The following is a 23925-nucleotide window of genomic DNA, read 5'->3' as shown; positions in this document are numbered from 1 at the left end:
TGTAACGGGAGACTGCGCTCCCGGACTGGGAAGGATGAAAGGATATGCTGCGAGAGCGCCTGCTGAGGTTGCCCCGACGTTACAAGCGAATGCTGCAGGTCGTCACGGACGTGTTCCTGGTCTGGCTGGCCCTGTGGCTTTCTTTCGTGGTGCGCCTGGGCACGGATGACCTGACCTATCCCTTCCGTGTGCATGCCTGGCTGTTCATCGCCGCGCCCTTGATCGCGATACCGCTGTTCATCCGCTTCGGCATGTACCGGGCGGTCATGCGCTACCTGGGCAACGATGCGCTGATCGCCATCTGGAAGGCGGTGACCATTTCGGCCCTGGTGCTTTCGCTGGTGGTCTACTGGAACCGCTCGGTCGTCGAGGCGGTGCCGCGTTCCCTGGTGCTCAACTATTGGTGGCTGAGCCTGCTGATGGTCGGCGGGCTGCGCCTGGCCATGCGCCAGTACTTCATGGGCGACTGGTACAGCGCGATCCAGGTCGTGCCCTTCCTCAAGCAGGATGACGGCCTGATCAAGGTCGCGGTGTACGGCGCCGGCACCGCGGGTAACCAACTGGTCGCCGCGCTGCGCATGGGGCGGGTGATGCGGCCGGTGGCCTTCATCGACGACGACGACGAGATCGCCAACCGGGTGATCGCCGGCCTGCGGGTGTTCAAGCCCAAGCATATCCAGCAGATGATCGAAGAGACCGGGGCCCAGGAAATACTCCTGGCGATTCCTTCCGCCTCGCGGGCGCGCCGTCGCGAAATCCTCGGTCTGCTGGAACCCTATCCGCTGCACGTGCGCAGCGTGCCCGGCATCATCGACCTGGCCAACGGCCGGGTGAAGGTGGACGACATCCAGGAAGTGGACATCGCCGACCTGCTGGGGCGCGACCCGGTGGCGCCGCGCAAGGAGCTGCTGGAGCACTGCATCCGCGGCCAGGCGGTGATGGTCACCGGGGCGGGCGGCTCCATCGGTTCGGAACTGTGCCGCCAGATCCTGCCTTGCGGGCCCACGGTGATGGTGCTGTTCGAACACTGCGAGTTCAATCTCTACCGCATCCACCAGGAACTGGAGCAGCGCGTCCGGCGGCAATCCCTGCCGGTGCAGCTCGTGCCCATCCTGGGCTCGGTACGCAGCGCCGAGCGGCTGCTGGAGGTGCTGGGTAGCTGGAAGATCAACACCGTCTACCACGCGGCTGCCTACAAGCATGTGCCCATCGTCGAGCACAATATTTCCGAAGGGGTGCTGAACAACGTCCTGGGGACGCTGTATGCGGCCCAGGCCTCGATCCAGGCCGGCGTGCAGAACTTCGTGCTGATCTCCACCGACAAGGCCGTGCGACCGACCAACGTCATGGGCGGGACCAAGCGCCTGGCCGAGATGATCCTCCAGGCGCTCAGTCTGGAGCCCGCGCCGGTGCTCTTCGGCGACAAGACCGGGGTCCACCATGTGAACAAGACCCGCTTCACCATGGTGCGTTTCGGCAACGTGCTGGGCTCGTCCGGCTCGGTCATCCCGCTGTTCCGCGAGCAGATCAAGCGTGGCGGCCCGGTGACCGTCACCCATCCGGCGATCACCCGCTACTTCATGACCATTCCCGAGGCCGCGCAGTTGGTGATCCAGGCGGGCTCCATGGGGCGCGGCGGCGACGTCTTCGTGCTCGACATGGGCCAGCCGGTGAAGATCCTCGAGCTGGCCCAGCGGATGATCCACCTTTCCGGGCTCAGCGTGCGCTCGGAGAGTTCGCCCCACGGCGACATCGCCATCGAGTTCAGTGGCTTGCGTCCCGGCGAGAAACTCTACGAGGAGCTGCTGATCGGCGACGAGGTAGGCGCCACCGAGCACCCGATGATCATGAAGGCGAACGAGGAAATGCTGCCCTGGGAGGCGTTCAAGACGGTGCTGGTCTCGCTGCTGAAGGCGGTGGAGCGGGGCGACTACGCCCAGGTGCGCATGCTGCTGCGCGAGACGGTCAACGGCTACTGCCCGGATGGCGATATCGTCGACCTGGTCCACCAGCAGCGCCGTATGGAGCCCTGACAGATCAAGGCCGGTGCTCGGTCGGACGCTGCCTTGTTGCAGGAGGGGCTCTTCGTCCAATCGGCGAGGAAGCCCCTGATTCATTCAAAGTGTGATTTTCCCTTCTTCCCCTTGCCCCGCTCCTGTCGCTAAAGGTGAATGGCGAGCCCGTTCTGGCTCGCCATACCCAGTGACTAAAAGGAGTTATTCATGCATAAGGCATTCGCGCTACTGCTGGTCGTGCTTTCCTCCCTTTCCCTGTCGGGCATGGCTGCCGCCGCTCCCGCGCCGGAGAAGCTGACGCCGGCGACGGTCACCGTGCACGACGAGCAGGAAGGGCTGGTCAGCCTCAACACGGCGGACGCAGAGACGCTGCAAAAGCGGCTCAAGGGGATCGGCAAGGCCAAGGCCGAAGCCATAGTGGCCTATCGGCAGGCCAATGGCCCCTTCACCAGCCTGGATCAGTTGCTGGAAGTGAAGGGCATCGGCAAGGCGATCCTGGAGAGCAACCGGGAGGCGATCAGCCTCGACTGAGGCACTATGCGATGGAAAGGCCGGTCCGGGGGGGGGGCCGGCCTTTTTTCGTTGCGCAGGCGGGATGACGCTTGACCCTGGTCAGCAGTGGACATGGGGCGATCACCCTGCAGGGACAGGCCGAGGGTGTCTGGCGCTGGAGGCGTCCAGGCGACGAACCAGTGCTGTTCTCAGGGCAAGCAGAGAGCCTGCACCGGCGGGCTCGGGGTTGATGTCTGCGGGAGAGATGGGACGGGAGAGGCCGCTCTTGGCAGATGGCCGGCTCTCGATCTAGAATCTCCCGATATGGGAGAAGTGAGGCAGATGCGAGTTATTGCAAAGAGCACGCTGGTGAAGTTCTGGGGGGTTCCTGGCCAGGAAGATACCAAGGCCCCTTTGGAGAGTTGGTACGACGCGGCGATCAATGCTGAATGGAAGACTCCGCAGGACGTGAAGAATCAATTCGGCAGCGCGAGCATCTGCGGCAACAACCGCGTGGTGTTCAACATCGGCGGCAACAAGTATCGCCTGGTTGTGGAGATGCAGTACCGCTGCGGCATCGCCTGGGTGAAGTTCATCGGCACTCATGCCCGGTACGACCAGATAGACGTGGAGACGGTGAATGAATATTAGGCCCATCCGAAACGACGAGGACCTGCGCGCGGCTTTCCAGCGCCTGGAATCCATCTTCCAGGCGGAGGAGGGCACGGCTGAGGCCGACGAAATGGAAGTGCTGGTGACGCTGATCGAGGCGTATGAGAACAAGCACTACCCGATAGGCCCGGCCGATCCCGTCGAGGCCATCAAGTTCAGCATGGAGCAGCGAGGACTGACGCCGCGCGACCTGGAACCTTTCATCGGCAGCAGCGGCCGTGTCTCGGAGGTGCTGAATCGCAAGCGTGGCCTCAGCCTGGCGATGATCAAGCGCCTGCATGATGGCTTGAATATTCCCTATGAGAGCCTGCTGGCCGGGGCGGCCTAGGCCGGTCCCGGCGTTCCGTCATCGGCTCTGTCGAGGGCTGCTTTCTAGGCGCGTTGCGGTTAGGAGGCCCCGAAGGACGGGACACCCACAAAGAAAAAGCCCCCGGCATATGCCGAGGGCTTTTTTGAATTTGGCTCCGCGACCTGGACTCGACGGCGTGAGCCGAACGCGCTTCAGCGCGGCCCCGAAGGGGGTATCACCTGGGACGCAGTCCCTGGCGAGAGTCCGGGGAGCCCCCACAAAGAAAAAGCCCCCGGCATGTGCCGAGGGCTTTTGAATTTTGGCTCCGCGACCTGGACTCGACGGCGTGAGCCGAACGCGCTTCAGCGCGGCCCCGAAGGGGGTATCACCTGGGACGCAGTCCCTGGCGAGAGTCCAGGGAGCCCCCACAAAGAAAAAGCCCCGGCATATGCCGAGGGCTTTTTTGAATTTGGCTCCGCGACCTGGACTCGACGGCGTGAGCCGAACGCGCTTCAGCGCGGCCCCGAAGGGGGTATCACCTGGGACGTAGTCCCTGGCGAGAGTCCAGGGAGCCCCCCGCAAAGAAAAAGCCCCCGGCATATGCCGAGGGCTTTTGAATTTTGGCTCCGCGACCTGGACTCGAACCAGGGACCCAATGATTAACAGTCATTTGCTCTACCGACTGAGCTATCGCGGAACAACGGGGCGTATCTTACTGATTAAAAAGGGGAAGTCAACATTCTGCCGATGACTTCCCCGATTTTTTTCAGAGCACCTGGACGATGGCGCGGGTGACGGTTTCCAGGTTGCCGTTGTTCAGCGCGGCGACGCAGATGCGGCCGGTGCCGACGGCGTAGATGCCGAACTCGTTCTTCAGGCGTTCCACCTGCTCGGCGGTCAGGCCGGAGTAGGAGAACATGCCGCGCTGCTGGGCGACGAAGCCGAAGTCGCGCTTGGCGCCCAGGGCGGCCAGTTGCTCGACCATGGCGACGCGCATGTTGCGGATGCGGCTGCGCATTTCGCCCAGTTCCTCTTCCCACAGGGCGCGCAGTTCCGGGCTGTTGAGCACGGTGGAGACGACGCTGGCGCCGTGGGTCGGTGGGTTGGAGTAGTTGGTGCGGATCACGCGCTTGACCTGGGACAGGACGCGGGCGGATTCCTCGCGGCTGTTGGTGACCACCGACAGCGCGCCGACGCGCTCGCCGTACAGCGAGAACGACTTGGAGAAGGAGCTGGAAACGAAGAAGTTCAGGCCGGATTGGGCGAACAGGCGCACCGCGGCGGCGTCTTCGTCGATGCCGTCGCCGAAGCCCTGGTAGGCGATGTCGAGGAAGGGCACGTGGCCCTTGGCCTTGAGCACGTCCAGCACCTGTTTCCAGTCGTCCAGGCTCAGGTCGACGCCGGTCGGGTTGTGGCAGCAGGCGTGCAGGACCACGATGGACTGCGAAGGCAGGGCGTTGAGGTCTTCCAGCAGGCCGGCGCGGTTCACGCCGTGGCTGGCGGCGTCGTAGTAGCGGTAGTTCTGCACCGGGAAGCCGGCGGCCTCGAACAGCGCGCGGTGGTTTTCCCAGCTCGGATCGCTGATGGCCACGGTGGCGTTGGGCAGCAGACGCTTGAGGAAGTCGGCGCCGGTCTTCAGCGCGCCGGTGCCGCCCACGGCCTGGGTGGTGACCACGCGGCCTTCGGCCAGCAGCTCGGAGTCGGCGCCGAACAGCAGCTTCTGCACGCCCTGGTCATAGGCGGCGATGCCTTCGATCGGCAGGTAGCCGCGCGGAGCGTGTGCTTCGATGCGGGCTTTCTCCGCGGCCTGTACCGCGCGCAGCAACGGGAGGCGACCCTCTTCGTTGTAGTACACGCCAACGCCCAGGTTGATCTTGCCCGGGCGGGTATCGGCGTTGAAAGCTTCGTTCAGGCCCAGGATGGGGTCGCGGGGGGCCATTTCGACAGCGGAGAACAGACTCATTTTGGCAGCAGCTCTAAGGCGGGAGTGAAGATGCAATTGCAACCCCCCGCGCACGGCGCTGGGGGATGCGTCGACGGGCCGGTATTATATAGGCCTCTATGGCAGGCGGCGAGTTGATCGCGCATGCTTTCGCCTGGTTTGACGCCGCAGCCGCGCCCGCGTCACACCCCACAGCGAGGTTCCCATGTCGACATTCCAACTGGATTCGCGCTTCAAGCCGGCGGGCGACCAGCCCGAGGCGATCCGACAGATGGTCGAGGGCCTGGAAGCGGGCCTTTCGCACCAGACGCTGCTGGGGGTGACCGGCTCCGGCAAGACCTTCAGCATCGCCAACGTCATCGCCCAGGTGCAGCGCCCGACCATGGTCCTGGCGCCGAACAAGACCCTGGCCGCGCAGCTCTACGGCGAATTCAAGACCTTCTTCCCGCACAACGCGGTGGAATACTTCGTCTCCTACTACGACTACTACCAGCCCGAAGCCTACGTCCCGTCCTCCGACACCTATATCGAGAAGGACTCGTCGATCAACGACCACATCGAGCAGATGCGCCTCTCCGCGACCAAGGCCCTGCTCGAGCGCGAGGACGCCATCATCGTCTGCACCGTGTCGTCCATCTACGGCCTGGGCGACCCGGCGTCCTACCTGAAGATGGTCCTGCACCTGGACCGCGGCGACCGCATGGACCAGCGCGAGCTGCTGCGCCGCCTGACCAGCCTGCAGTACACCCGCAACGACATGGATTTCGCCCGCGCCAGCTTCCGCGTGCGCGGCGACGTGATCGACATCTTCCCGGCGGAATCCGAGCTGGAGGCCATCCGTGTCGAACTGTTCGACGACGAGGTGGAGAGCATCTCCGCCTTCGACCCGCTGACCGGCGAGGTGATCCGCAAGCTGCCGCGCTTCACTTTCTACCCCAAGAGCCACTACGTGACGCCGCGGGAAACCCTGATGCAGGCGGTGGAGCAGATCAAGGAAGAGCTCAAGGTGCGCCTGGACTACCTGCGCACCAACAACAAGCTGGTGGAGGCCCAGCGCCTGGAGCAGCGCACCCGCTTCGACCTGGAGATGATCCTCGAACTGGGCTACTGCAACGGCATCGAGAACTACTCGCGCTACCTCTCCGGGCGCGGCCCCGGCGAGCCGCCGCCGACCCTCTACGACTACCTGCCGGCCAACTCGCTGCTGGTGATCGACGAATCCCACGTCAGCGTTCCCCAGGTTGGCGCCATGTACAAGGGCGACCGTTCGCGCAAGGAAACCCTGGTGGAATACGGCTTCCGCCTGCCCTCGGCGCTGGACAACCGGCCGCTGCGCTTCGAGGAGTGGGAGGCGATCAGCCCGCAGACCATCTTCGTCTCCGCCACCCCCGGCCCTTACGAAGAGCAACACGCCGGGCGGGTGATCGAGCAGGTGGTGCGGCCCACCGGCCTGGTCGACCCGCAGATCGAGGTGCGCCCGGCCTCCACCCAGGTGGACGACCTGCTCTCGGAAATCCGCCTGCGCGTGGCCAGCGAGGAGCGCGTGCTGGTCACCACCCTGACCAAGCGCATGGCCGAGGACCTCACCGACTACCTGGGCGACCACGACGTGCGCGTGCGCTACCTGCACTCGGACATCGACACCGTCGAGCGCATGGAGATCATCCGCGACCTGCGCACTGGCGCCTTCGACGTGCTGGTGGGCATCAACCTGCTGCGCGAGGGCCTGGACATGCCCGAGGTGTCCCTGGTGGCCATCCTCGACGCCGACAAGGAAGGCTTCCTGCGCTCCGAGCGCTCGCTGATCCAGACCATCGGCCGCGCCGCGCGCAACCTCAACGGCAAGGCGATCCTCTACGCCGACAACGTCACCGGCTCGATGCAGCGCGCCATGGACGAGACCGAGCGGCGGCGCAACAAGCAGATCGCCTTCAACGAGCAGCACGGCATCGTGCCCAAGGGCGTGAAGAAGGACATCAAGGACATCCTCGAGGGCGCCAGCGTGCCGGGCGCTAAAGGCAAGCGTCGCGGCGTGGCCAAGGTGGCGGAGGAGAGCGGGCGCTACGAGGGCGAACTGCGCTCGCCGAACGAGATCGGCAAGCGCATCCGCCAGCTCGAAGAGAAGATGTACCAGCTGGCCCGGGACCTGGAGTTCGAAGCCGCCGCCGCGGTGCGCGACGAAATCCACAAGCTGCGCGAACGCCTGGTGGAGGTCGGCTGACCTCCACCGCAGTGCTCAGTGCGCGCCGGCTCCGGCTCCAGCCTGGGCGCCCAGGCCCGCGGGCAGGGGGCGGGTCAGCAAGGCGGCCAGCATGCTCACGGCAAGGACGATGCCGATGGCGTGGAAGGCGTCGTTGTAGGCCATGATCGCCGCCTGCTGGTGGACGATCACGCTCACTTCGCCCAGCGCCGCCTGCTGGCTGCCCAGTTGCGCGGCCAGTTGGGCCAGGCGCTCTTCCACCGCGCCATTCATCGGCACCACCGCTTCGCGCAGGTAGTCGTAATAGACCTTGGCGCGGCTATCCAGCAGCGTCGCCAGCAGGGCGATGCCGATGGCGCCGCCGAGGTTGCGCAGGATGTTGAACAGGCTGGAGGCGGAGCCGGCGTCCTGCGGCTGCAGGTAGGCGGTGGCGATCAGCGAGATGGTCACCATCACCATCGGCTGGCCGAGGGCGCGCAGCAGCTGGATCTGGTTGAACTGCGGGCCGGCGAAGTCCGGGTTGAGCACCCCGGAGCTGAAGCTGGCCAGACCGAACAGGCCGAAGCCCAGGGCGCACAGCAGGCGCGGCTCGATGATCTTCATCAGCTTGGGGATCAGCGGGATGAGGAACAGCTGCGGCACGCCCATCCACATGATCACCTCGCCGATCTGCATGGCGTTGTAGCCCTGGATCTGCGCCAGGTACAGCGGCAGCACGTAGATCGAACCGTACAGCCCCATGCCCAGGCCGATGCTGGAGATGCTCGCCAGGCCGAAGTTGCGGTTGCGCAGGATGCCCAGGTTGATCAGCGGGTTCGGCCGCGAGGTCTGCAGGATGACGAAGAGGATCAGGCTGACCAGGGCGATGCTGCCCAGGGCGACGATCAGGTTCGACTCCAGCCAATCCTTGCGGTGGCCTTCCTCGAGGAACACCTGCAGGCAGCCCAGGCCGATGGCCATGGTGACGATGCCGGCGTAGTCGGTGCTCTTGAGCAGTTCCCAGTGCGGCGCCTTCTTCTCCAGGCCGTAGAGCAGCCCGGCGATCATCAGCAGCCCCGGCGGGATGTTGATGTAGAAGATGTATTCCCAGCCGAAGTTCTCGGTCAGCCAGCCGCCCAGGGTGGGGCCGATGGACGGCGCGAAGGTGGCGGTGATGGCGAACAGCGCCATGCCCTTGGGCCGGTGGTGCTCCGGCAGCTTGAGCAGGCTCAGGGTGAAGGCCAGGGGGATGAGCGCGCCGCCGGTGAAACCTTGCATGGCGCGGAACACGATCATGCTCTCCAGGTTCCAGGCGAAGGAACACAGCAGCGAGGAGAACAGGAAACCGATCGACACCATCACCGCCAGGCGCCGCGCCGACAGCAGCTGCACCAGCCAGGCGGTGAGCGGGATCATGATGATCTCGGCCACCAGGTAGGAGGTGGAGATCCACGAGCCTTCCTCCAGGGTCGCGGCCAGCGCGCCCTGGATGTCTTTCAACGAGGAGTTGGTGATCTGGATGTCCAGCACCGCCATGAAGGCGCCGAGCATCGCCGAGAGCACGGCGATCCAGTCGCGCCGGGTGGGCTCCCCGGCGGGGCGGACGAGGACGTCAGCGCTCACCGAGCTGCACCTCGGCCTCGACCGACATGCCCGGGCGGATCAGGCCCTTGAGGGGGTTGTCGGCGGCGAAGGTGATCTTCACCGGGATGCGTTGCACCACCTTGGTGAAGTTGCCGGTGGCGTTGTCCGGCGGCAGCAGGCTGAACTGGGCGCCGGAGGCGGCGAAGAGGCTGTCCACGCAGCCTTCGATGGGGGTGTCGGGGAAGCTGTCGAGGACCAGCCGGGCCTTCTGCCCGGGGCGCATGTGGCCGACCTGGGTCTCCTTGAAGTTGGCCTGCACCCAGATGCCTTCGTCGGGCACCAGCGCCAGCAGCTGGCTGCCGACCTGCACGTACTGGCCCACCCGCGCGCTGCGCTGGCCGACCAGGCCGGCGACGGGGGCGCGCAGTTCGGTGCGCGCCAGGTTGATCTCGGCCTGGGCGATTTCCGCCCGGGAGGCGTCGATCTGCGCCTGCAGGCGCTTGATGTCGGCGTTCAGGGCGTCGATCTGGATGCGCTGGGCCTGCAGGTCGGCCTGGGCCTTGGCCACCTGCGAGCGGGCCACGTGGGAGTCGGCGGTCAGGGTGGTGACGCGCTCCTCGGAAACGTAGCCGGGCTTGCGCAGGGTCTGGGCGCGGTTGAGGTCGATCTGGGTACGGCCGAAGGTGGCCTGGGTGGCGTTCAGGTCGGCCTCGCTGGCGGCGATCATGCTGCCCTGGCCCTTGAGCTTGCTGCGCGCCTGGGCCAACTCCGCCTCGTGGGTGGCGAGGGCGGCCTTGGCGCGGTCCAGGGCCAGGCGGAAGTCGGCATCCTCCAGCTTGACCAGCAACTGGCCTTTTTTCACGTGCTGGTTGTCGGTGACCAGCACCTGGTCGATGCGCGCGCCCAACTGGCTGGCGATGCGGGTGATCTCGCCCTGGACGTAGGCGTTGTCGGTGGTTTCCTGGAAGCGGCCGATGAAGTACCAGCGGCCCAGGAACGCCAGGGCGACCAGGCAGAAAATGACGAAGAAGATGCTCAGGCGGCGTTTCAATTGTGCGGGCATGATAAACGAGCGTTTGTTTGGCAGAATTTTTCCCGGCAATGTAACAGTGTTCCCGGCCGGGGCGCAGTCGCTACAATTCGGAAACTTTGTTGTTTATAAGGAACAATAATGGGGCTGGATGATGCGCTGATCTTCACCCGCGTCGTGGAATTCCACAGTTTCACCCAGGCCGCCCACAGCCTGGGCATGCAGAAGTCCACGGTCAGCCGGCGCATCGCGCTGCTGGAAGAGCGCCTGGGCGTGCGTCTGCTCAACCGCACCACGCGCAAGCTGCGCCTGACCGAGGTGGGGCAGGCCTACTACGACCGCTGCCGGCAGATCATGCTCGATTTCGCCGAGGCCGAGCAGGCGGTGATGCAATTGCAGCAGGAGCCTTCGGGCCTGCTGCGGATCACCGCGCCCATCGAGTTCGGCCAGCTGTACCTGGCTGAAGTGCTCGGCGATTTCATGCGTCTTTATCCGCAGATCACCGCGGAAGTGGAGCTCAGCTCGCGCACCGTCGATCCGCTGGAGGAGGGCGTGGACATCGCCATCACCGTCGGCCAGCCGGAGGACTCGACGCTGATCGCCCGCCGCCTGCTGGTGACCAGCCGCTGCCTGTGCGCCAGCCCCGGCTACCTGCAGCAGCACGGGCGGCCGCTGCACGTCGAGGACCTGGCGCGGCACCGCGCGGTGCTGCTGGCGCAGGACTCGCAACGCTACTGGCCGCTGTTGAACGAGAGCGTGCCCTGCCAGCGCGTGCTGTCCTGCAACAACATCTCTTTCGCCCGCGAGGCGGTGCTGGCCGGGGCGGGCATCGCCTCGCTGCCGGAGCTGATCGTCGACGTGGCGCTGGAAAGCGGCCGCCTGGAGCGCCTGCTGCCGGAGGTGCAGCTGCCCATCGGCGAGCTCTATGCGGTGTACCCCTCGCGGCGCTTCCAGGCGATGAAGGTGAAGACCTTCCTCGACTACTTGATCCACCGCCTGCCCATCGACGAAGCCCATCGGCTGGAGCCGGGGGCGGCGCGCCTGATAACATCGCACCCATGAATGCGGGCCGCGGTCCGCATCTTTCATTCCGGTTTTCACGAGAGCTTTCATGACCACTGTCCGCACCCGCATCGCGCCGTCCCCCACCGGCGACCCGCACGTCGGCACCGCCTACATCGCGCTGTTCAACCTGTGCTTCGCCCGCCAGCACGGCGGCAAGTTCATCCTGCGCATCGAGGACACCGACCAGGTGCGGTCCACCCGCGAGTCGGAACAGCAGATCTTCGACGCCCTGCGCTGGCTGGGCATCGAGTGGGACGAAGGCCCGGACGTCGGCGGCCCGCACGGCCCGTACCGGCAGAGCGAGCGCGGCGCCATCTACAAGCGGTACAGCGACGAGCTGGTGGAGAAGGGCCATGCCTTCCCCTGCTTCTGCTCCGCCGAGCGCCTGGACGCCATCCGCGCCGAACAGCAGGCGCGCAAGGAAACCCCGCGCTACGACGGCCACTGCATGCACCTGCCCAAAGAGGAGTCGCAGCGCCGCATCGCCGCCGGCGAATCCCACGTGGTGCGCATGAAGGTGCCGACCGAGGGCGTCTGCGTGGTCCCGGACATGCTCCGCGGCGACGTCGAGATCCCGTGGGACCGCATGGACATGCAGGTGCTGATGAAGGCCGACGGCCTGCCCACCTACTTCCTGGCCAACGTGGTCGACGACCACCTGATGGGCATCACCCATGTGCTGCGCGGCGAAGAGTGGCTGCCCTCGGCGCCCAAGCTGATCAAGCTGTACGAGTACTTCGGCTGGGAGCAGCCGGTGCTGTGCTACATGCCGCTGCTGCGCAACCCGGACAAGAGCAAGCTGTCCAAGCGCAAGAACCCCACCTCCATCACCTTCTACGAGCGCATGGGCTTCCTGCCCCAGGCGCTGCTGAACTACCTGGGCCGCATGGGCTGGTCGATGCCCGACGAGCGCGAGAAGTTCAGCCTGCAGGAGATGATCGACAACTTCGATCTGTCCCGCGTGTCCCTCGGCGGGCCGATCTTCGACATGGAGAAGCTGTCCTGGCTGAACGGCCAGTGGATCCGCGAGCAGTCGGTGGAGGAGTTCGCCCGCGAAGTACAGAAGTGGGCGCTCAACCCCGAGTACCTGATGAAGATCGCCCCCCACGTGCAGGGCCGGGTGGAGAACTTCAGCCAGATCGCCCCGCTGGCCGGCTTCTTCTTCAGCGGCGGCGTACCGCTGGACGCCAAGCTGTTCGAGCACAAGAAGCTCGACGCCACCCAGGTGCGCCAGGTCCTGCAACTGGTGCTGTGGAAGCTGGAAGCGTTGCGCCAGTGGGAGAAGGAGCGCATCACCGCGACCATCCAGGCCGTCGCCGAACACCTGGGCCTGAAGCTGCGCGACGTCATGCCGCTGATGTTCCCGGCCATCACCGGCCACGCCAGCTCGGTGTCGGTGCTCGACGCCATGGAAATCCTCGGCGCCGACCTGTCGCGCTATCGCCTGCGCCAGGCCCTGGAACTGCTGGGCGGGGCGTCGAAGAAGGAAGCCAAGGAGTGGGAGAAGATCCGCGACGCCATCGCCGGCTGACGGATCCCGCCTGACAAAAGGCCGGCCGCCTCCGGGCGCCCGGCCTTTTTCATGTCCATAATCCCTGGGGCCGGGCCGCGGCTTAAGGGGCCGAAGGTGCGGCGCAGGGGAGGGGAAGCTGGGCTCCTTTGCTAAGTGATTGTTCTTTGGGAGAAAAAATTTAAAAAAGTCGAAAATTCTTGTTGACAGGGTTACCTCCCGCCCCTAAGATGCGCCCCGTTCCAGCGACGAACTGAACGACAGAGCGAAGCGGAACGGTAGATGTAGCGGTACTTTGGGGCTATAGCTCAGCTGGGAGAGCGCTTGCATGGCATGCAAGAGGTCGACGGTTCGATCCCGTCTAGCTCCACCAAATTACCAGTAGGTTTCGCCGCTTCGGGGCGGAGCCGAAAATCGAAGGTTTGCGTCCCCTTCGTCTAGTGGCCTAGGACACCGCCCTTTCACGGCGGTAACAGGGGTTCGAGTCCCCTAGGGGACGCCACTTATTCCAGCGACGATGCGTTCGCGTCGTCCGCCAGAGTCATATGGGGCTATAGCTCAGCTGGGAGAGCGCTTGCATGGCATGCAAGAGGTCGACGGTTCGATCCCGTCTAGCTCCACCAAATCGCCAGAGTCCGCCAGGCGCGGATTTCCTCGAAGGATACGTCCCCTTCGTCTAGTGGCCTAGGACACCGCCCTTTCACGGCGGTAACAGGGGTTCGAGTCCCCTAGGGGACGCCAATTTTCCCGCTCTGCGGGGCCTATAGGGCCACTCACTTTTCGAGTGGCCTTTTGTTTTTTCCCCTTTCGAAAATCTTCTCGCCCGACCAGCGGTCGCCATCGTCGCTTGCCGATTTTTATTATGAGCATAATATTTCACTCATAATATTTTGGAGCGCGCCATGAATCCGAAGACCGGCAGCAACGAAAAAGGCCTGGGTGAGAAGAAGGCCCAGACCCGTGAGCGCATTCTTTGCGCGGCCGCCGATGCCCTGGTCCGCCGCGGGCCGCTGGAGCCGAGCGTGGCCGAGGTGATGGGCGCCGCCGGGCTGACCGTCGGCGGCTTCTACGCGCATTTCCAGAGCAAGGATGCGCTGATGCTGGAAGCCTTCCGCCACCTGCTGTCTTCGCGCCGGGCCAAGCTCAAGCACTTCGATGCGGACATGCCGTTCAGCGAGCGCCGGCAACTGGTCGCGGCCTTCTACCTGTCGCGCAGGCACCGCGACAGCGAGGAGCCAGGCTGCCCCATCCCCAGTTCCCTGGGCGACATGGCGCAACTGCCGGAGAGCTTCCACGAAGCCCTGGCCGAACACCTCGAACTCATGGTCGCCGAGCTGGCCGAGCGTCCCGAGGACGCCGACACCGTGCTCGCCGACATCGCCCTGATGGTGGGCGGACTGGCATTGGCGCGGGCCCTGGGCCCGAGCGACCTGTCCGACCGTGTCCTGCGTGCCGCCAAGAAAGCGGTGGATTGAGACCTCGAAGGAGGGCCTGGCAATGAGCAGCTTGACCTGGATCCGTGGCGTCAACGCCACCCTGGGGCGTGTGGCGCCGGAATGGGCGGCGCGCCGCACGCGTGAAGTCTTCATGACGCCTCGGGCGCTGCAGCCGCGCGACTGGGAGTTGCCGCTGCTGGCCAGTTCCGAGCGCATCACCCTGCGCTTCGGTCTCTCCGCGCTGCGCTGGGGCGAAGGGCCGGCGGTACTGCTGATGCACGGTTGGGAAGGGCGGCCGACGCAGTTCGCCCACCTGATCCGCGAACTGGTCGGCGCCGGCTACGCCGTGGTGGCGCTGGATGGCCCGGCCCATGGCCGTTCGCCGGGGCGCGAGGCCCATCCGCTGTTGTTCGCCCGTGCCTTGCTGGAAGCGGCCAGCGAGTTGCCGCCGCTGCGCGCGGTGATCGGCCATTCCATGGGCGGCGCCAGCGCCCTGCTGGCGACGCAGATGGGGCTGCGCACCGAGGCGCTGGTCAGCATTGCCGCGCCGAGCCGGGTCCTCTCCGTGCTGCGCCGCTTCGCCGGCTTCATGGGGCTGCCGGCCGAGGCGAGGCACCGCTTCATCCGTCAGGTCGAGGCCTACACCGGCATGCCGGCGGCGCAACTGGACGTCAGCCGCTACACGCTGGGTATGCCCGGGCTGGTGGTGCACGCCGAGGACGACCCGCAAGTGCCCGTGGCGGATGCGCAGGACATCCATGCGGCCTGGCCGCGCAGCCGCCTGTTGCGCCTGGAAGGCGGCGGCCACCAGCGCGTGCTGGCCGATCCGCGCCTGAGCGACGCCGTGCTGGCGCTGCTGGAAGGCCAGGAAGAGCGGTATCTGCTGCCCATGGCGCTGGCCTCCTGACGACAGGGGAGGGGCGGGACGCCGCCGAGCCCTGTAAACTGCCGGCTTCGATCATGCGGCCGGGTCCTCCGGACCCGGCCCCGGACTGGAGCAAGCGCATGGCCTGGGACCTGCCCGACCCCTTCGTCATCGACATCAGCGTGAACGCCGAGGACATCGACGGCCTCGGCCACGCCAACAACGCCGTCTACGTGAGCTGGCTGGAGCGCTGCGCCTGGCGCCATTCGCAGCGCCTGGGCCTGGACCTGGCCGAATACCGCCGGCTCGACCGTGCCATGGCGGTGGTGCGCCACGAAATCGACTACCTCGCCGCCGCCTACGAGGGCGAGGAACTGCAGATGGCCACCTGGATCGTCGAGTCCGACCAGAAGCTGCGCATGGACCGCCGCTTCCAGCTGGTGCGCCCGGCCGACGGCGTGACCCTGCTGCGCGCCCGCACCACCTTCGTCTGCATCGAACTGTCCAGCGGCCGGCCCAGGCGCATGCCGGTGGAGTTCATCGAAGGCTACGGCCGCGCGCTGCTTGGCGCCGCGCCGGCCTGACGGCACTTTGCGCGGGCGGCGAGTCCCCCTAGAATTCGCCGCCTTCGACAGTAAAGGTTCCCCGCCGTGCAAATTGCCCTGGCCCCGATGGAGGGGCTGGTCGACGAAATCCTCCGCGACGTACTGACCCGCGTCGGCGGCATCGACTGGTGCGTCACCGAGTTCATCCGCGTCACCGACCGCCTGCATCCACTGGCCACCTACGAGAAGCTGGCGCCGGAGCTGCTGCACGGCAGCCGCACCCGCGCCGGCACGCCGATGCGCGTGCAGTTCCTCGGTTCCGACCCGCAGTGCCTGGCGGAAAACGCCGCCTACGCCTGCGAACTGGGCGCCCCGGTGATCGACCTGAACTTCGGCTGCCCGGCGAAGACGGTGAACAAGTCCCGCGGCGGGGCCGTGCTGCTCAAGGAGCCGGAGCTGATGTTCGCCATCGTCGAAGCCGTGCGTCGTGCGGTGCCGGCGCAGATCCCGGTGACCTCGAAGATGCGCCTGGGCTACGAGTCCCCGGATGGCGCGCTGGACTGCGCCCGAGCCCTGGCCGACGGCGGTTCCGCCCACGTGGTGGTCCACGCGCGGACCAAGACCGACGGCTACAAGCCGCCGGTGCACTGGGAGTGGGTGGCGAAGGTGGCGGACGCAGTGAAGGTGCCGGTGTTCGCCAATGGCGAAGTCTGGACCCTCGACGACTACCTGCGCTGCCGCGCCATCAGCGGCGTCGAAGACATCATGCTGGGCCGCGGCCTGGTCTCGCGCCCCGATCTGGCCCGGCAGATAGCCGCCTGGCGCGAGGGCCGGGAAGTGCAGCCGATGCCCTGGCACGAAGTGCGCGTGCTGCTCGACGACTTCTGGCGCCAGGCCCGGCGCAAGCTGGCGCCGCGCTACGCGCCGGGGCGCCTGAAGCAGTGGCTGGGCATGCTCACCCGCAGCTACCCCGAGGCGGTAGAGCTGTTCGCGCAGATCCGCCGCGAGAGCGACTGCGAGCTGATCGACCGGTTGCTGCAGGTCGAGGTGGAAGAAGCCGCGTAGGATGGATTGCGCCGGTGCTCTTCGTAGCGGGCCCTGCCCGCGATTTCGCGCGCAGGGCGCGCTCCTACATGGAATGGTGCGGGTGGGGCGGCGTAGGAGATCCTATCCGCGAATCGTGCCGGTGGTTCCGGCTATCGCGGACAAGGTCCGCTACGCCGCCCCGTCCACGTCATTCCCATGTAGGTGCGGGGGAAATGCGGTGTCTCACGGAGCGCGTAGGGGCACGGAATCGAGCGAGCAGGCCTGCGGCCCCCTCACCCCAGCCCTCTCCCGGAGGGAGAGGGGGCCGTTCGGAGTACGTTGGTGTTTCAGCGTTAGCCGGCTAGCACAGGGACCGCCGGCTGAAACCAGGGCTTCTCTCGGCACGGACTGTCTCTCTCTCCCGGGGGAGTGGGAGTGTTCGGAGTGCATTGGTGTTTCGGCATTGGCTGGCTAGCACAGGGATCGCCGGCTGAAACCAGGCCTCCTCTCGGCACGGACTAGCCCCCTCTCCCTCCGGGAGAGGGCTGGGGTGAGGGGAAAGCCCGAGCGCCGATGTCATCCCCCCTGTAGGAGCGCGCCCTGCGCGCGAATCGCGGGCAGGGCCCGCACAGTTCGCCGTGAGGCATGACGTTTCCCCGCCCTACCGCCCGCCACTGACATCGATGAATGTCCCGGTGCTGTAGCTCGACTCCTCCCCGGCCAGGAACAGGATCGCCCGCGCCACTTCCTCCGGTTCCCCGCCGCGGCCCAGCGGAATGGCGCTCTTCAGCCGCTCCACGCGCCCCGGCTCGCCGCCGCTGGCGTGGATTTCCGTGTCGATCAGCCCCGGCCGCACGGCGTTGACGCGGATGCCTTCGGCGGCGACTTCCTTGGCCAGGCCGATGGTCATGCTGTCGATGGCGCCCTTGGCCGCGGCGTAGTCGATGTATTCGTTGGGCGAACCCAGGCGCGAGGCCATGGACGACACATTGACGATGCTGCCGCCCGCGCCGCCATGGGATTTCGCCATGCGCCGCACCGCCTCGCGGGCGCAGAGGAAGCTGCCAGTGACGTTGACCGCGAACACCCGCTGCAGGCGCGCCGCGTCCATGTCTTCCAGGCGCATCTGGCGCTCCAGCATGCCGGCGTTGTTCACCAGCACGTCGAGGCGGCCGAAGGCCCGGTCCAGTTCCCGGAACAGCTTCACCACTTCCTCTTCGCAGGCGACGTCCGCGGCGAAGGTCTCGGCCTGGCCACCGGCGTCGCGGATGCGCCGTACCAGCCCGTCGGCGGCTTCGCGCTGGCGGTGGTAGTTAATGGCGACGGCATAGCCGCGTTCGGCGGCGAGCAGCGCGGTGGCGGCCCCTATGCCGCGGCTGGCGCCGGTGACTTTGCGCATGTGGCTGTTCCTTCGACGAGTGGTCTTGAAAGGCTGCGAGGCGACCCTATCTGTATCCGTGCGGGAGGCCGAAACCGGGTCCCGCTTCCGGAGTCCTGCAGACAGGCTCCACCAATGACCTTGCTGATTATTCAGGAGATTCGCCATGAGCAACGTACTTTCTCTTGCCCCGCTGTTCCGCCAGTCGATCGGCTTCGATCGTTTCAACGACCTCTTCGAATCGGCGTTGCGCAGTGAGAACGGCAGTTCCTACCCGCCCTACAACGTCGAGAAGCACGGTGACGACCAGTACCGCATCGTCGTCGCCGCCGCCGGCCTGCAGGAAGAAGACCTGGAGCTGCAAGTGGAGCGCGATGTGCTGACCGTTAGCGGCGGCAAGCGCGAGAAGGCTGCCAGCGACGTCACCTACCTGCACCAGGGCATCGCCCAGCGCGCCTTCAAGCTGTCCTTCCGCCTCGCCGACCACATCGAGGTCCGCGGCGCATCGCTGAAGAACGGCCTGCTGAGCATCGAACTGGTGCGCATCGTTCCGGAAGAGGCCAAGCCCAAGCGGATCGCCATCAACGGCCAGCGCCCGGCGCTGGAGGGTTGATGACCCAGCCATGAAAAAGGCGCCGAAAGGCGCCTTTTTCTTTCCCGCCGTTTCAGACCACGCAGGCCATGGGCGCCACCGCCTGGGCGTCGAGCAGGGCCATGAAGGCCCGCGCGGCGTTGGACAGGGTGCGCTCGGTGTGCAGGATGTAGCCCAGTTGGCGGCTGAGCTGGATGTCCTGCAGCGGCAGGCGCACGACGGTCTCGTCGAGCATGGTGCGCGGCAGCACGCTCCAGGCCAGGCCGATGGAGACCATCATCTTGATGGTCTCCATATAGTTGGTGCTCATGCCGATGTTCGGCGTCAGCCCCTCGGCCTCGAACATGCGCCGCACGATGTGATGGGTGAAGGTATTGCCGCCGGGGAACACCGCCGGGTGCCGCGCCACGTCGGCGAGGAACACCGGGCCCTGCATGGCCAGCGGGTGCTCGGGGGCGGCGACGAAGTCCAGCGGGTCGTCCCACACCGGCACCGCGCGCACCGGCTCGGCGGTTTCCGGGGCCAGGGTGATGACCGCCAGTTCGGCGCGGCCGTGGAGGATTTCCTCGTAGGCCACTTCCGAGTCACAGAACTGGATGTCCAGCGCCACCTGCGGGTGCGCCCGGGTGAAGGCGCGCAGCAGCGGCGGCAGGCGGTGCAGACCGATGTGGTGGCTGGTGGCGAGCACCAGGCGGCCGCTGACCTCGCCGCTGAGGTTGGTCAGCGCGCGGCGCGTATCGTCCAGCACATTGAGGATCTGGTAGGCGCGCGGCAGCAGGGCGCGGCCGGCTTCGGTCAGGCTCACTTCGCGGCCGACGCGGTCGAACAGGCGCACGCCGAGCTGGCTTTCCAGGGCGGCGATGCGCTTGCTCACCGCCGGCTGGGTCAGGTGCAGGCGCTCGCCGGCTTCGGAAAAGCTGCCGGACTCGGCGATGGCGAGGAAGGTATTGAGGCTGGTCAGGTCCATTTTTTGGAGCTCCAAGCGGCAAGCCGCAAGCTTCAAGAAAAAAGCTGCGGCGTTCGCTTGCAGCTTGTGGCTTGAAGCTTATAGCTGGTGGATTCCATTTGGGAATCCTTTGAATAAAAAATATGAATTTGAGTTATTCGTCGACAGACCATAGCATCATCCCCACAAGCCCAAGGGGCATAGAAATACGCTGATGAGGAATCTCTGATGGCCGGCAAGACGCTCTACGACAAACTCTGGGAACTGCACGAGGTGAAGCGCCGCGATGATGGCTCGTCGCTGATCTACATCGACCGCCACATCCTCCACGAAGTGACCTCGCCGCAAGCCTTCGAAGGCCTGCGCCTGGCCGGCCGCAAGCCGTGGCGCATCGACGCCAACATCGCCACCCCGGACCACAACGTGCCGACCACCCGCGCCGAACGCCAGGGCGGCCTCGAAGCCATCGCCGACGAAGTCTCGCGCATCCAGGTCAAGACCCTGGACGAGAACTGCGACGACTTCGGCATCCTCGAATTCAAGATGAACGACGTGCGCCAGGGCATCGTCCACGTGGTCGGCCCGGAGCAGGGCGCGACCCTGCCGGGCATGACCGTGGTCTGCGGCGACTCGCACACCTCCACCCACGGCGCCTTCGGCGCGCTGGCCCACGGCATCGGCACCTCCGAGGTCGAGCACGTGCTCGCCACCCAGTGCCTGGTGGCCAAGAAGATGAAGAACATGCAGGTGCGCGTGGAGGGCAAGCTGCCCTTTGGCGTGACCGCCAAGGACATCGTCCTCGCGGTGATCGGCAAGATCGGCACCGCCGGCGGCAACGGCCATGCCCTGGAGTTCGCCGGCAGCGCCATCCGCGACCTGTCCATGGAAGGCCGCATGACCATCTGCAACATGTCCATCGAGGCCGGTGCCCGCGTGGGCATGGTGGCGGTGGACGAGAAGACCATCGAGTACGTCAAGGGCCGTCCGTTCGCCCCGCAGGGCGCCGACTGGGCCAAGGCCGTGGAAGCCTGGAGCGACCTGGTTTCCGATGAAGACGCCCACTTCGACACCATCGTCGAGCTGCGCGCCGAGGACATCAAGCCGCAGGTCAGCTGGGGCACCTCGCCGGAAATGGTCCTGGCCGTCGACCAGAACGTGCCGGACCCGGCCGTCGAGGCCGACCCGGTCAAGCGCGACTCCATCGTCCGCGCCCTCAAGTACATGGGCCTGAACGCCAACCAGGCGATCACCGACATCCAGCTGGACCGCGTGTTCATCGGCTCCTGCACCAACTCGCGGATCGAAGACCTGCGCGCCGCCGCCGCCGTGGCCAAGGGCCGCAAGGTCGCCTCCAGCGTCAAGCAGGCGCTGGTGGTGCCGGGCTCGGGCCTGGTCAAGGCGCAGGCCGAGCGGGAAGGGCTGGACAAGATTTTCATCGAGGCCGGCTTCGAGTGGCGTGAACCGGGCTGCTCCATGTGCCTGGCGATGAACCCGGACCGCCTGGAGAGCGGCGAGCACTGTGCGTCCACCTCCAACCGCAACTTCGAGGGCCGCCAGGGCGCCGGTGGCCGCACCCACCTGGTGAGCCCGGCCATGGCCGCCGCCGCCGCGGTGACCGGCCGCTTCATCGACGTCCGTGAATTGATGCAGGCCTGAGGAGACCGAACATGAAAGCCTTTACCCAGCACACCGGTCTCGTCGCGCCGCTCGATCGCGCCAACGTCGACACCGACCAGATCATTCCCAAGCAATTCCTCAAGTCGATCAAGCGCACCGGCTTCGGCCCCAACCTGTTCGACGAGTGGCGCTACCTGGACGTCGGCCAGCCGAACCAGGACAACTCCAAGCGCCCGATCAACAAGGACTTCGTCCTCAACTTCCCGCGCTACCAGGGCGCCAGCGTGCTCCTGGCCCGCGAGAACTTCGGTTGCGGTTCGTCTCGCGAGCACGCGCCCTGGGCGCTGGACGAGTATGGCTTCCGCACGGTGATCGCGCCGAGCTTCGCCGACATCTTCTTCAACAACAGCTTCAAGAACGGCCTGCTGCCGATCATCCTGAAGGACGAGGAAGTCGACGAACTCTTCCAGCAGTGCGAGGCCACCGAGGGTTACCAACTGACCGTCGACCTCGCCGCGCAGACCGTGACCCGCCCGGACGGCAAGCAGTACAGCTTCGAAGTGGACGCCTTCCGCAAGCACTGCCTGCTCAACGGCCTGGACGACATCGGCCTGACGCTGCAGGACGCGGACGCCATCCGCGACTTCGAGGCCGGCTACAGGCAGCGCCAGCCCTGGTTGTTCCGCGACGCCTGACGGTGTCGCATCATCACCCCGCGAGGAGAAAGTCATGACCCAGAGTCGCCACGAAGCCGTGGTCGAGCGCCAGTTCGGCGCCCAGGCCAACGCTTACCTGAACAGCACCGTGCATGCCCAGGGCGAAGAGTTCGCCCAGCTGCGCGAGCGACTGTCGGCGAGCAGCGGCGCCCGCGTGCTGGACCTGGGTTGCGGGGCGGGGCACGTCAGCTTCCAGGTCGCGCCGCTGGCCGGCGAAGTGGTGGCCTACGACCTCTCCGAGCAGATGCTCGCCGTGGTGGCCTCGGCCGCCGCCGAGCGTGGCCTGGACAACATCCGCACGCGCCAGGGCGTGGCCGAGCGCCTGCCGTTCGAGGACGGCGAGTTCGACTTCGTCTTCAGCCGCTACTCGGCGCACCACTGGCGCGACGTCGGCCAGGCCCTGCGCGAAGTGCGCCGGGTGCTGAAGCCGGGCGGCGTGGCCTGCTTCATCGACGTGGCAGCCCCCGGGCTGCCGCTGCTGGACACCCACCTGCAAGCGGTGGAAGTGCTGCGCGACACCAGCCACGTGCGCGACTATTCGCCGTCCGAATGGGCGCGCCTGGTCGGCGAGGCGGGCCTGGCGCTCACCGCGTGCAGCCGCCAGCGCCTGCGCCTGGAGTTCACCTCCTGGGTCGAGCGCATGCGCACGCCGGAGGTGATGCGCCAGGCCATCCGCGCCCTGCAGCTTTCCGTGGGCATTGAGGTGCGCGAGTATTTCGAGATCGACGCCGAGGGTTCCTTCAGCACCGACGTGCTGGTGCTCTGGGCGAACAAGTAACGGCTGCAAGCGACGAGCTGCAGGCGACGAGCTGCAGGCGACAAGCAAGCGCCTGCAGCCTTTTACCTATTCCGAAGGAAGAAAGTGATGAGCAAACAGATTCTGGTTCTCCCCGGCGACGGTATCGGCCCGGAAATCATGGCCGAGGCGGTCAAGGTCCTGCAGCTGGCCAACGACAGGTTCCAGCTGGGCTTCGAGCTGACCGAGGACGTCATCGGCGGCGCCGCCATCGACAAGCACGGCGTGCCGCTGGCCGACGAGACCCTGGAGCGCGCGCGCAAGGCCGACGCCGTGCTGCTGGGCGCCGTGGGCGGGCCGAAATGGGACAGGATCGAGCGCGACATCCGCCCCGAGCGCGGCCTGCTGAAGATCCGTTCGCAACTGGGCCTGTTCGCCAACCTGCGCCCGGCCATCCTCTACCCGCAACTGGCCGACGCCTCCAGCCTGAAGCCGGAAATCGTCGCCGGCCTGGACATCCTCATCGTCCGCGAGCTGACCGGCGGCATCTACTTCGGCGCCCCGCGCGGCACCCGCGAGCTGGAGAACGGCGAGCGCCAGTCCTACGACACCCTGCCGTACAGCGAGAGCGAGATCCGCCGCATCGCCCGCGTCGGCTTCGACATGGCCCGCGTGCGCGGCAACAAGCTGTGCTCGGTGGACAAGGCCAACGTCCTGGCCTCCAGCCAGCTGTGGCGCGAGATCGTCGAAGAAGTGGCCAAGGACTACCCGGACGTCGAGCTGAGCCACATGTACGTCGACAACGCCGCCATGCAGCTGGTGCGCGCGCCCAAGCAGTTCGACGTGATGGTCACCGACAACATGTTCGGCGACATCCTGTCGGATGAGGCTTCCATGCTCACCGGTTCCATCGGCATGCTGCCTTCAGCGTCCCTGGATGCGAACAACAAGGGCATGTACGAGCCGTGCCACGGTTCGGCGCCGGACATCGCAGGCAAAGGCATCGCCAACCCGCTGGCGACCATCCTCTCGGTGTCCATGATGCTGCGCTACAGCTTCAACCAGGGCGCCGCGGCGGACGCCATCGAGAAGGCGGTGAGCCAGGTCCTCGACCAGGGCCTGCGCACCGGCGACATCTGGTCCGAAGGCTGCAAGAAGGTCGGAACCCGCGAAATGGGCGATGCGGTAGTCGCCGCGCTGCGGAATCTGTAATCTCTCCGGTTCGCCCGCCCCTGGCACCCGCACAGAACGGGCAGGGGCGGCGGTCCACTACTTATTCGAAGGTGTAGT

At 66.3% G+C, this 23925-nt stretch carries 21 protein-coding genes and 5 tRNA genes; 20 read left to right on the top strand and 6 right to left on the bottom strand.

Annotated elements, in window-relative coordinates:
• Window positions 1-44: 44 nt before the first annotated feature.
• From PM1_RS21755 to PM1_RS21740, 4 genes are all read left to right on the top strand, one after another.
• Window positions 45-2033 (top strand): polysaccharide biosynthesis protein, encoded by a 1989-nt coding sequence (locus PM1_RS21755; RefSeq protein WP_009621021.1) that lies wholly within the window; start codon window positions 45-47, stop codon window positions 2031-2033.
• Window positions 2034-2222: 189 nt separating this feature from the next.
• A complete protein-coding gene (locus PM1_RS21750; RefSeq protein WP_009621023.1) occupies window positions 2223-2546 on the top strand; it encodes a ComEA family DNA-binding protein in 324 nt (107 codons plus the stop codon).
• Window positions 2547-2849: 303 nt separating this feature from the next.
• Complete coding sequence (locus PM1_RS21745; protein WP_009621025.1) at window positions 2850-3158, top strand: type II toxin-antitoxin system HigB family toxin; 309 nt, start codon at window positions 2850-2852, stop codon at window positions 3156-3158.
• Window positions 3148-3507, top strand: coding sequence for a helix-turn-helix domain-containing protein (locus tag PM1_RS21740; protein WP_009621028.1), 360 nt, complete (start codon window positions 3148-3150; stop codon window positions 3505-3507). The genes PM1_RS21745 and PM1_RS21740 overlap by 11 nt, the downstream gene beginning before the upstream one ends.
• A gap of 582 nt (window positions 3508-4089) precedes the next feature.
• Here PM1_RS21740 and PM1_RS21735 read toward each other — a convergent pair.
• Both PM1_RS21735 and PM1_RS21730 read right to left on the bottom strand, forming a co-directional pair.
• Window positions 4090-4165: transfer RNA gene (locus PM1_RS21735), tRNA-Asn, on the bottom strand.
• 69 nt (window positions 4166-4234) lie between these two features.
• Window positions 4235-5431, bottom strand: a complete 1197-nt coding sequence (locus PM1_RS21730) for an amino acid aminotransferase (protein WP_009621029.1) — start codon at window positions 5429-5431, stop codon at window positions 4235-4237.
• 184 nt (window positions 5432-5615) lie between these two features.
• Between PM1_RS21730 and uvrB the strand changes: the two genes are divergently transcribed.
• Window positions 5616-7631, top strand: a complete 2016-nt coding sequence (uvrB, locus tag PM1_RS21725; RefSeq protein WP_009621030.1) for an excinuclease ABC subunit UvrB — start codon at window positions 5616-5618, stop codon at window positions 7629-7631.
• A 15-nt stretch (window positions 7632-7646) separates the two neighbouring features.
• On the opposite strand, the gene PM1_RS21720 is transcribed toward uvrB, so the two are convergent.
• Together PM1_RS21720 and PM1_RS21715 are read right to left on the bottom strand one after the other, a co-directional pair.
• Window positions 7647-9152 carry an MDR family MFS transporter gene (locus tag PM1_RS21720; RefSeq protein ID WP_152604499.1) on the bottom strand — a complete coding sequence of 502 codons (1506 nt, stop codon included), beginning with the start codon at window positions 9150-9152 and terminating at the stop codon, window positions 7647-7649.
• A 49-nt stretch (window positions 9153-9201) separates the two neighbouring features.
• A complete protein-coding gene (locus PM1_RS21715; RefSeq protein WP_009621032.1) occupies window positions 9202-10236 on the bottom strand; it encodes an HlyD family secretion protein in 1035 nt (344 codons plus the stop codon).
• A gap of 108 nt (window positions 10237-10344) precedes the next feature.
• Here PM1_RS21715 and PM1_RS21710 point away from each other — a divergent pair, with 108 nt between their 5' ends.
• From PM1_RS21710 to PM1_RS21665, 10 genes are all read left to right on the top strand, one after another.
• Entirely contained in the window at window positions 10345-11265 is a 921-nt protein-coding gene (locus PM1_RS21710; protein ID WP_009621033.1) for a LysR family transcriptional regulator, read from the top strand.
• A 49-nt stretch (window positions 11266-11314) separates the two neighbouring features.
• On the top strand, window positions 11315-12799 hold the full coding sequence (gene gltX / locus PM1_RS21705; protein ID WP_009621034.1) for a glutamate--tRNA ligase: 1485 nt from the start codon (window positions 11315-11317) through the stop codon (window positions 12797-12799).
• 276 nt (window positions 12800-13075) lie between these two features.
• Window positions 13076-13151: transfer RNA gene (locus PM1_RS21700), tRNA-Ala, on the top strand.
• Between the two features lie 53 nt (window positions 13152-13204).
• A tRNA-Glu gene (locus PM1_RS21695) sits at window positions 13205-13280 on the top strand.
• 45 nt (window positions 13281-13325) lie between these two features.
• Window positions 13326-13401 (top strand) — tRNA-Ala (locus tag PM1_RS21690).
• Between the two features lie 42 nt (window positions 13402-13443).
• A tRNA-Glu gene (locus PM1_RS21685) sits at window positions 13444-13519 on the top strand.
• Between the two features lie 194 nt (window positions 13520-13713).
• Window positions 13714-14253 carry a TetR/AcrR family transcriptional regulator gene (locus tag PM1_RS21680; protein WP_024128265.1) on the top strand — a complete coding sequence of 180 codons (540 nt, stop codon included), beginning with the start codon at window positions 13714-13716 and terminating at the stop codon, window positions 14251-14253.
• A 22-nt stretch (window positions 14254-14275) separates the two neighbouring features.
• A complete protein-coding gene (locus tag PM1_RS21675; RefSeq protein ID WP_009621036.1) occupies window positions 14276-15121 on the top strand; it encodes an alpha/beta fold hydrolase in 846 nt (281 codons plus the stop codon).
• A gap of 98 nt (window positions 15122-15219) precedes the next feature.
• Entirely contained in the window at window positions 15220-15663 is a 444-nt protein-coding gene (locus PM1_RS21670; protein ID WP_009621037.1) for an acyl-CoA thioesterase, read from the top strand.
• 66 nt (window positions 15664-15729) lie between these two features.
• A complete protein-coding gene (locus PM1_RS21665) occupies window positions 15730-16689 on the top strand; it encodes a tRNA dihydrouridine synthase (RefSeq protein WP_009621038.1) in 960 nt (319 codons plus the stop codon).
• A 622-nt stretch (window positions 16690-17311) separates the two neighbouring features.
• Here PM1_RS21665 and PM1_RS21660 read toward each other — a convergent pair.
• Window positions 17312-18049 (bottom strand): SDR family oxidoreductase, encoded by a 738-nt coding sequence (locus tag PM1_RS21660; protein WP_009621039.1) that lies wholly within the window; start codon window positions 18047-18049, stop codon window positions 17312-17314.
• A 145-nt stretch (window positions 18050-18194) separates the two neighbouring features.
• On the opposite strand from PM1_RS21660, the gene PM1_RS21655 reads away from it, so the two are divergent.
• Window positions 18195-18641: an Hsp20 family protein gene (locus PM1_RS21655; protein WP_009621040.1), complete on the top strand. Its 447-nt coding sequence runs from the start codon at window positions 18195-18197 to the stop codon at window positions 18639-18641.
• Window positions 18642-18693: 52 nt separating this feature from the next.
• Here PM1_RS21655 and PM1_RS21650 read toward each other — a convergent pair whose 3' ends face one another.
• Window positions 18694-19587 (bottom strand): LysR family transcriptional regulator, encoded by an 894-nt coding sequence (locus PM1_RS21650; protein ID WP_009621041.1) that lies wholly within the window; start codon window positions 19585-19587, stop codon window positions 18694-18696.
• Between the two features lie 207 nt (window positions 19588-19794).
• On the opposite strand from PM1_RS21650, the gene leuC reads away from it, so the two are divergent.
• The 4 genes from leuC to leuB all read left to right on the top strand — a co-directional run bounded on the left by leuC (window position 19795) and on the right by leuB (window position 23847).
• Window positions 19795-21222 carry a 3-isopropylmalate dehydratase large subunit gene (gene leuC / locus PM1_RS21645; protein WP_009621042.1) on the top strand — a complete coding sequence of 476 codons (1428 nt, stop codon included), beginning with the start codon at window positions 19795-19797 and terminating at the stop codon, window positions 21220-21222.
• Between the two features lie 11 nt (window positions 21223-21233).
• A complete protein-coding gene (leuD, locus tag PM1_RS21640; RefSeq protein ID WP_009621043.1) occupies window positions 21234-21878 on the top strand; it encodes a 3-isopropylmalate dehydratase small subunit in 645 nt (214 codons plus the stop codon).
• A gap of 34 nt (window positions 21879-21912) precedes the next feature.
• Window positions 21913-22677, top strand: coding sequence for a class I SAM-dependent methyltransferase (locus tag PM1_RS21635; RefSeq protein ID WP_009621044.1), 765 nt, complete (start codon window positions 21913-21915; stop codon window positions 22675-22677).
• 87 nt (window positions 22678-22764) lie between these two features.
• Entirely contained in the window at window positions 22765-23847 is a 1083-nt protein-coding gene (leuB, locus tag PM1_RS21630; protein WP_009621045.1) for a 3-isopropylmalate dehydrogenase, read from the top strand.
• The last annotated feature ends 78 nt before the right edge of the window (window positions 23848-23925 follow it).

The organism is Pseudomonas sp. M1, from assembly GCF_022760135.1.
Taxonomy (GTDB): domain Bacteria; phylum Pseudomonadota; class Gammaproteobacteria; order Pseudomonadales; family Pseudomonadaceae; genus Pseudomonas; species Pseudomonas citronellolis.
The sequence above is the reverse complement of the archived record's forward strand: the minus strand, read 5'-3'. Positions and strand labels throughout refer to the sequence as shown.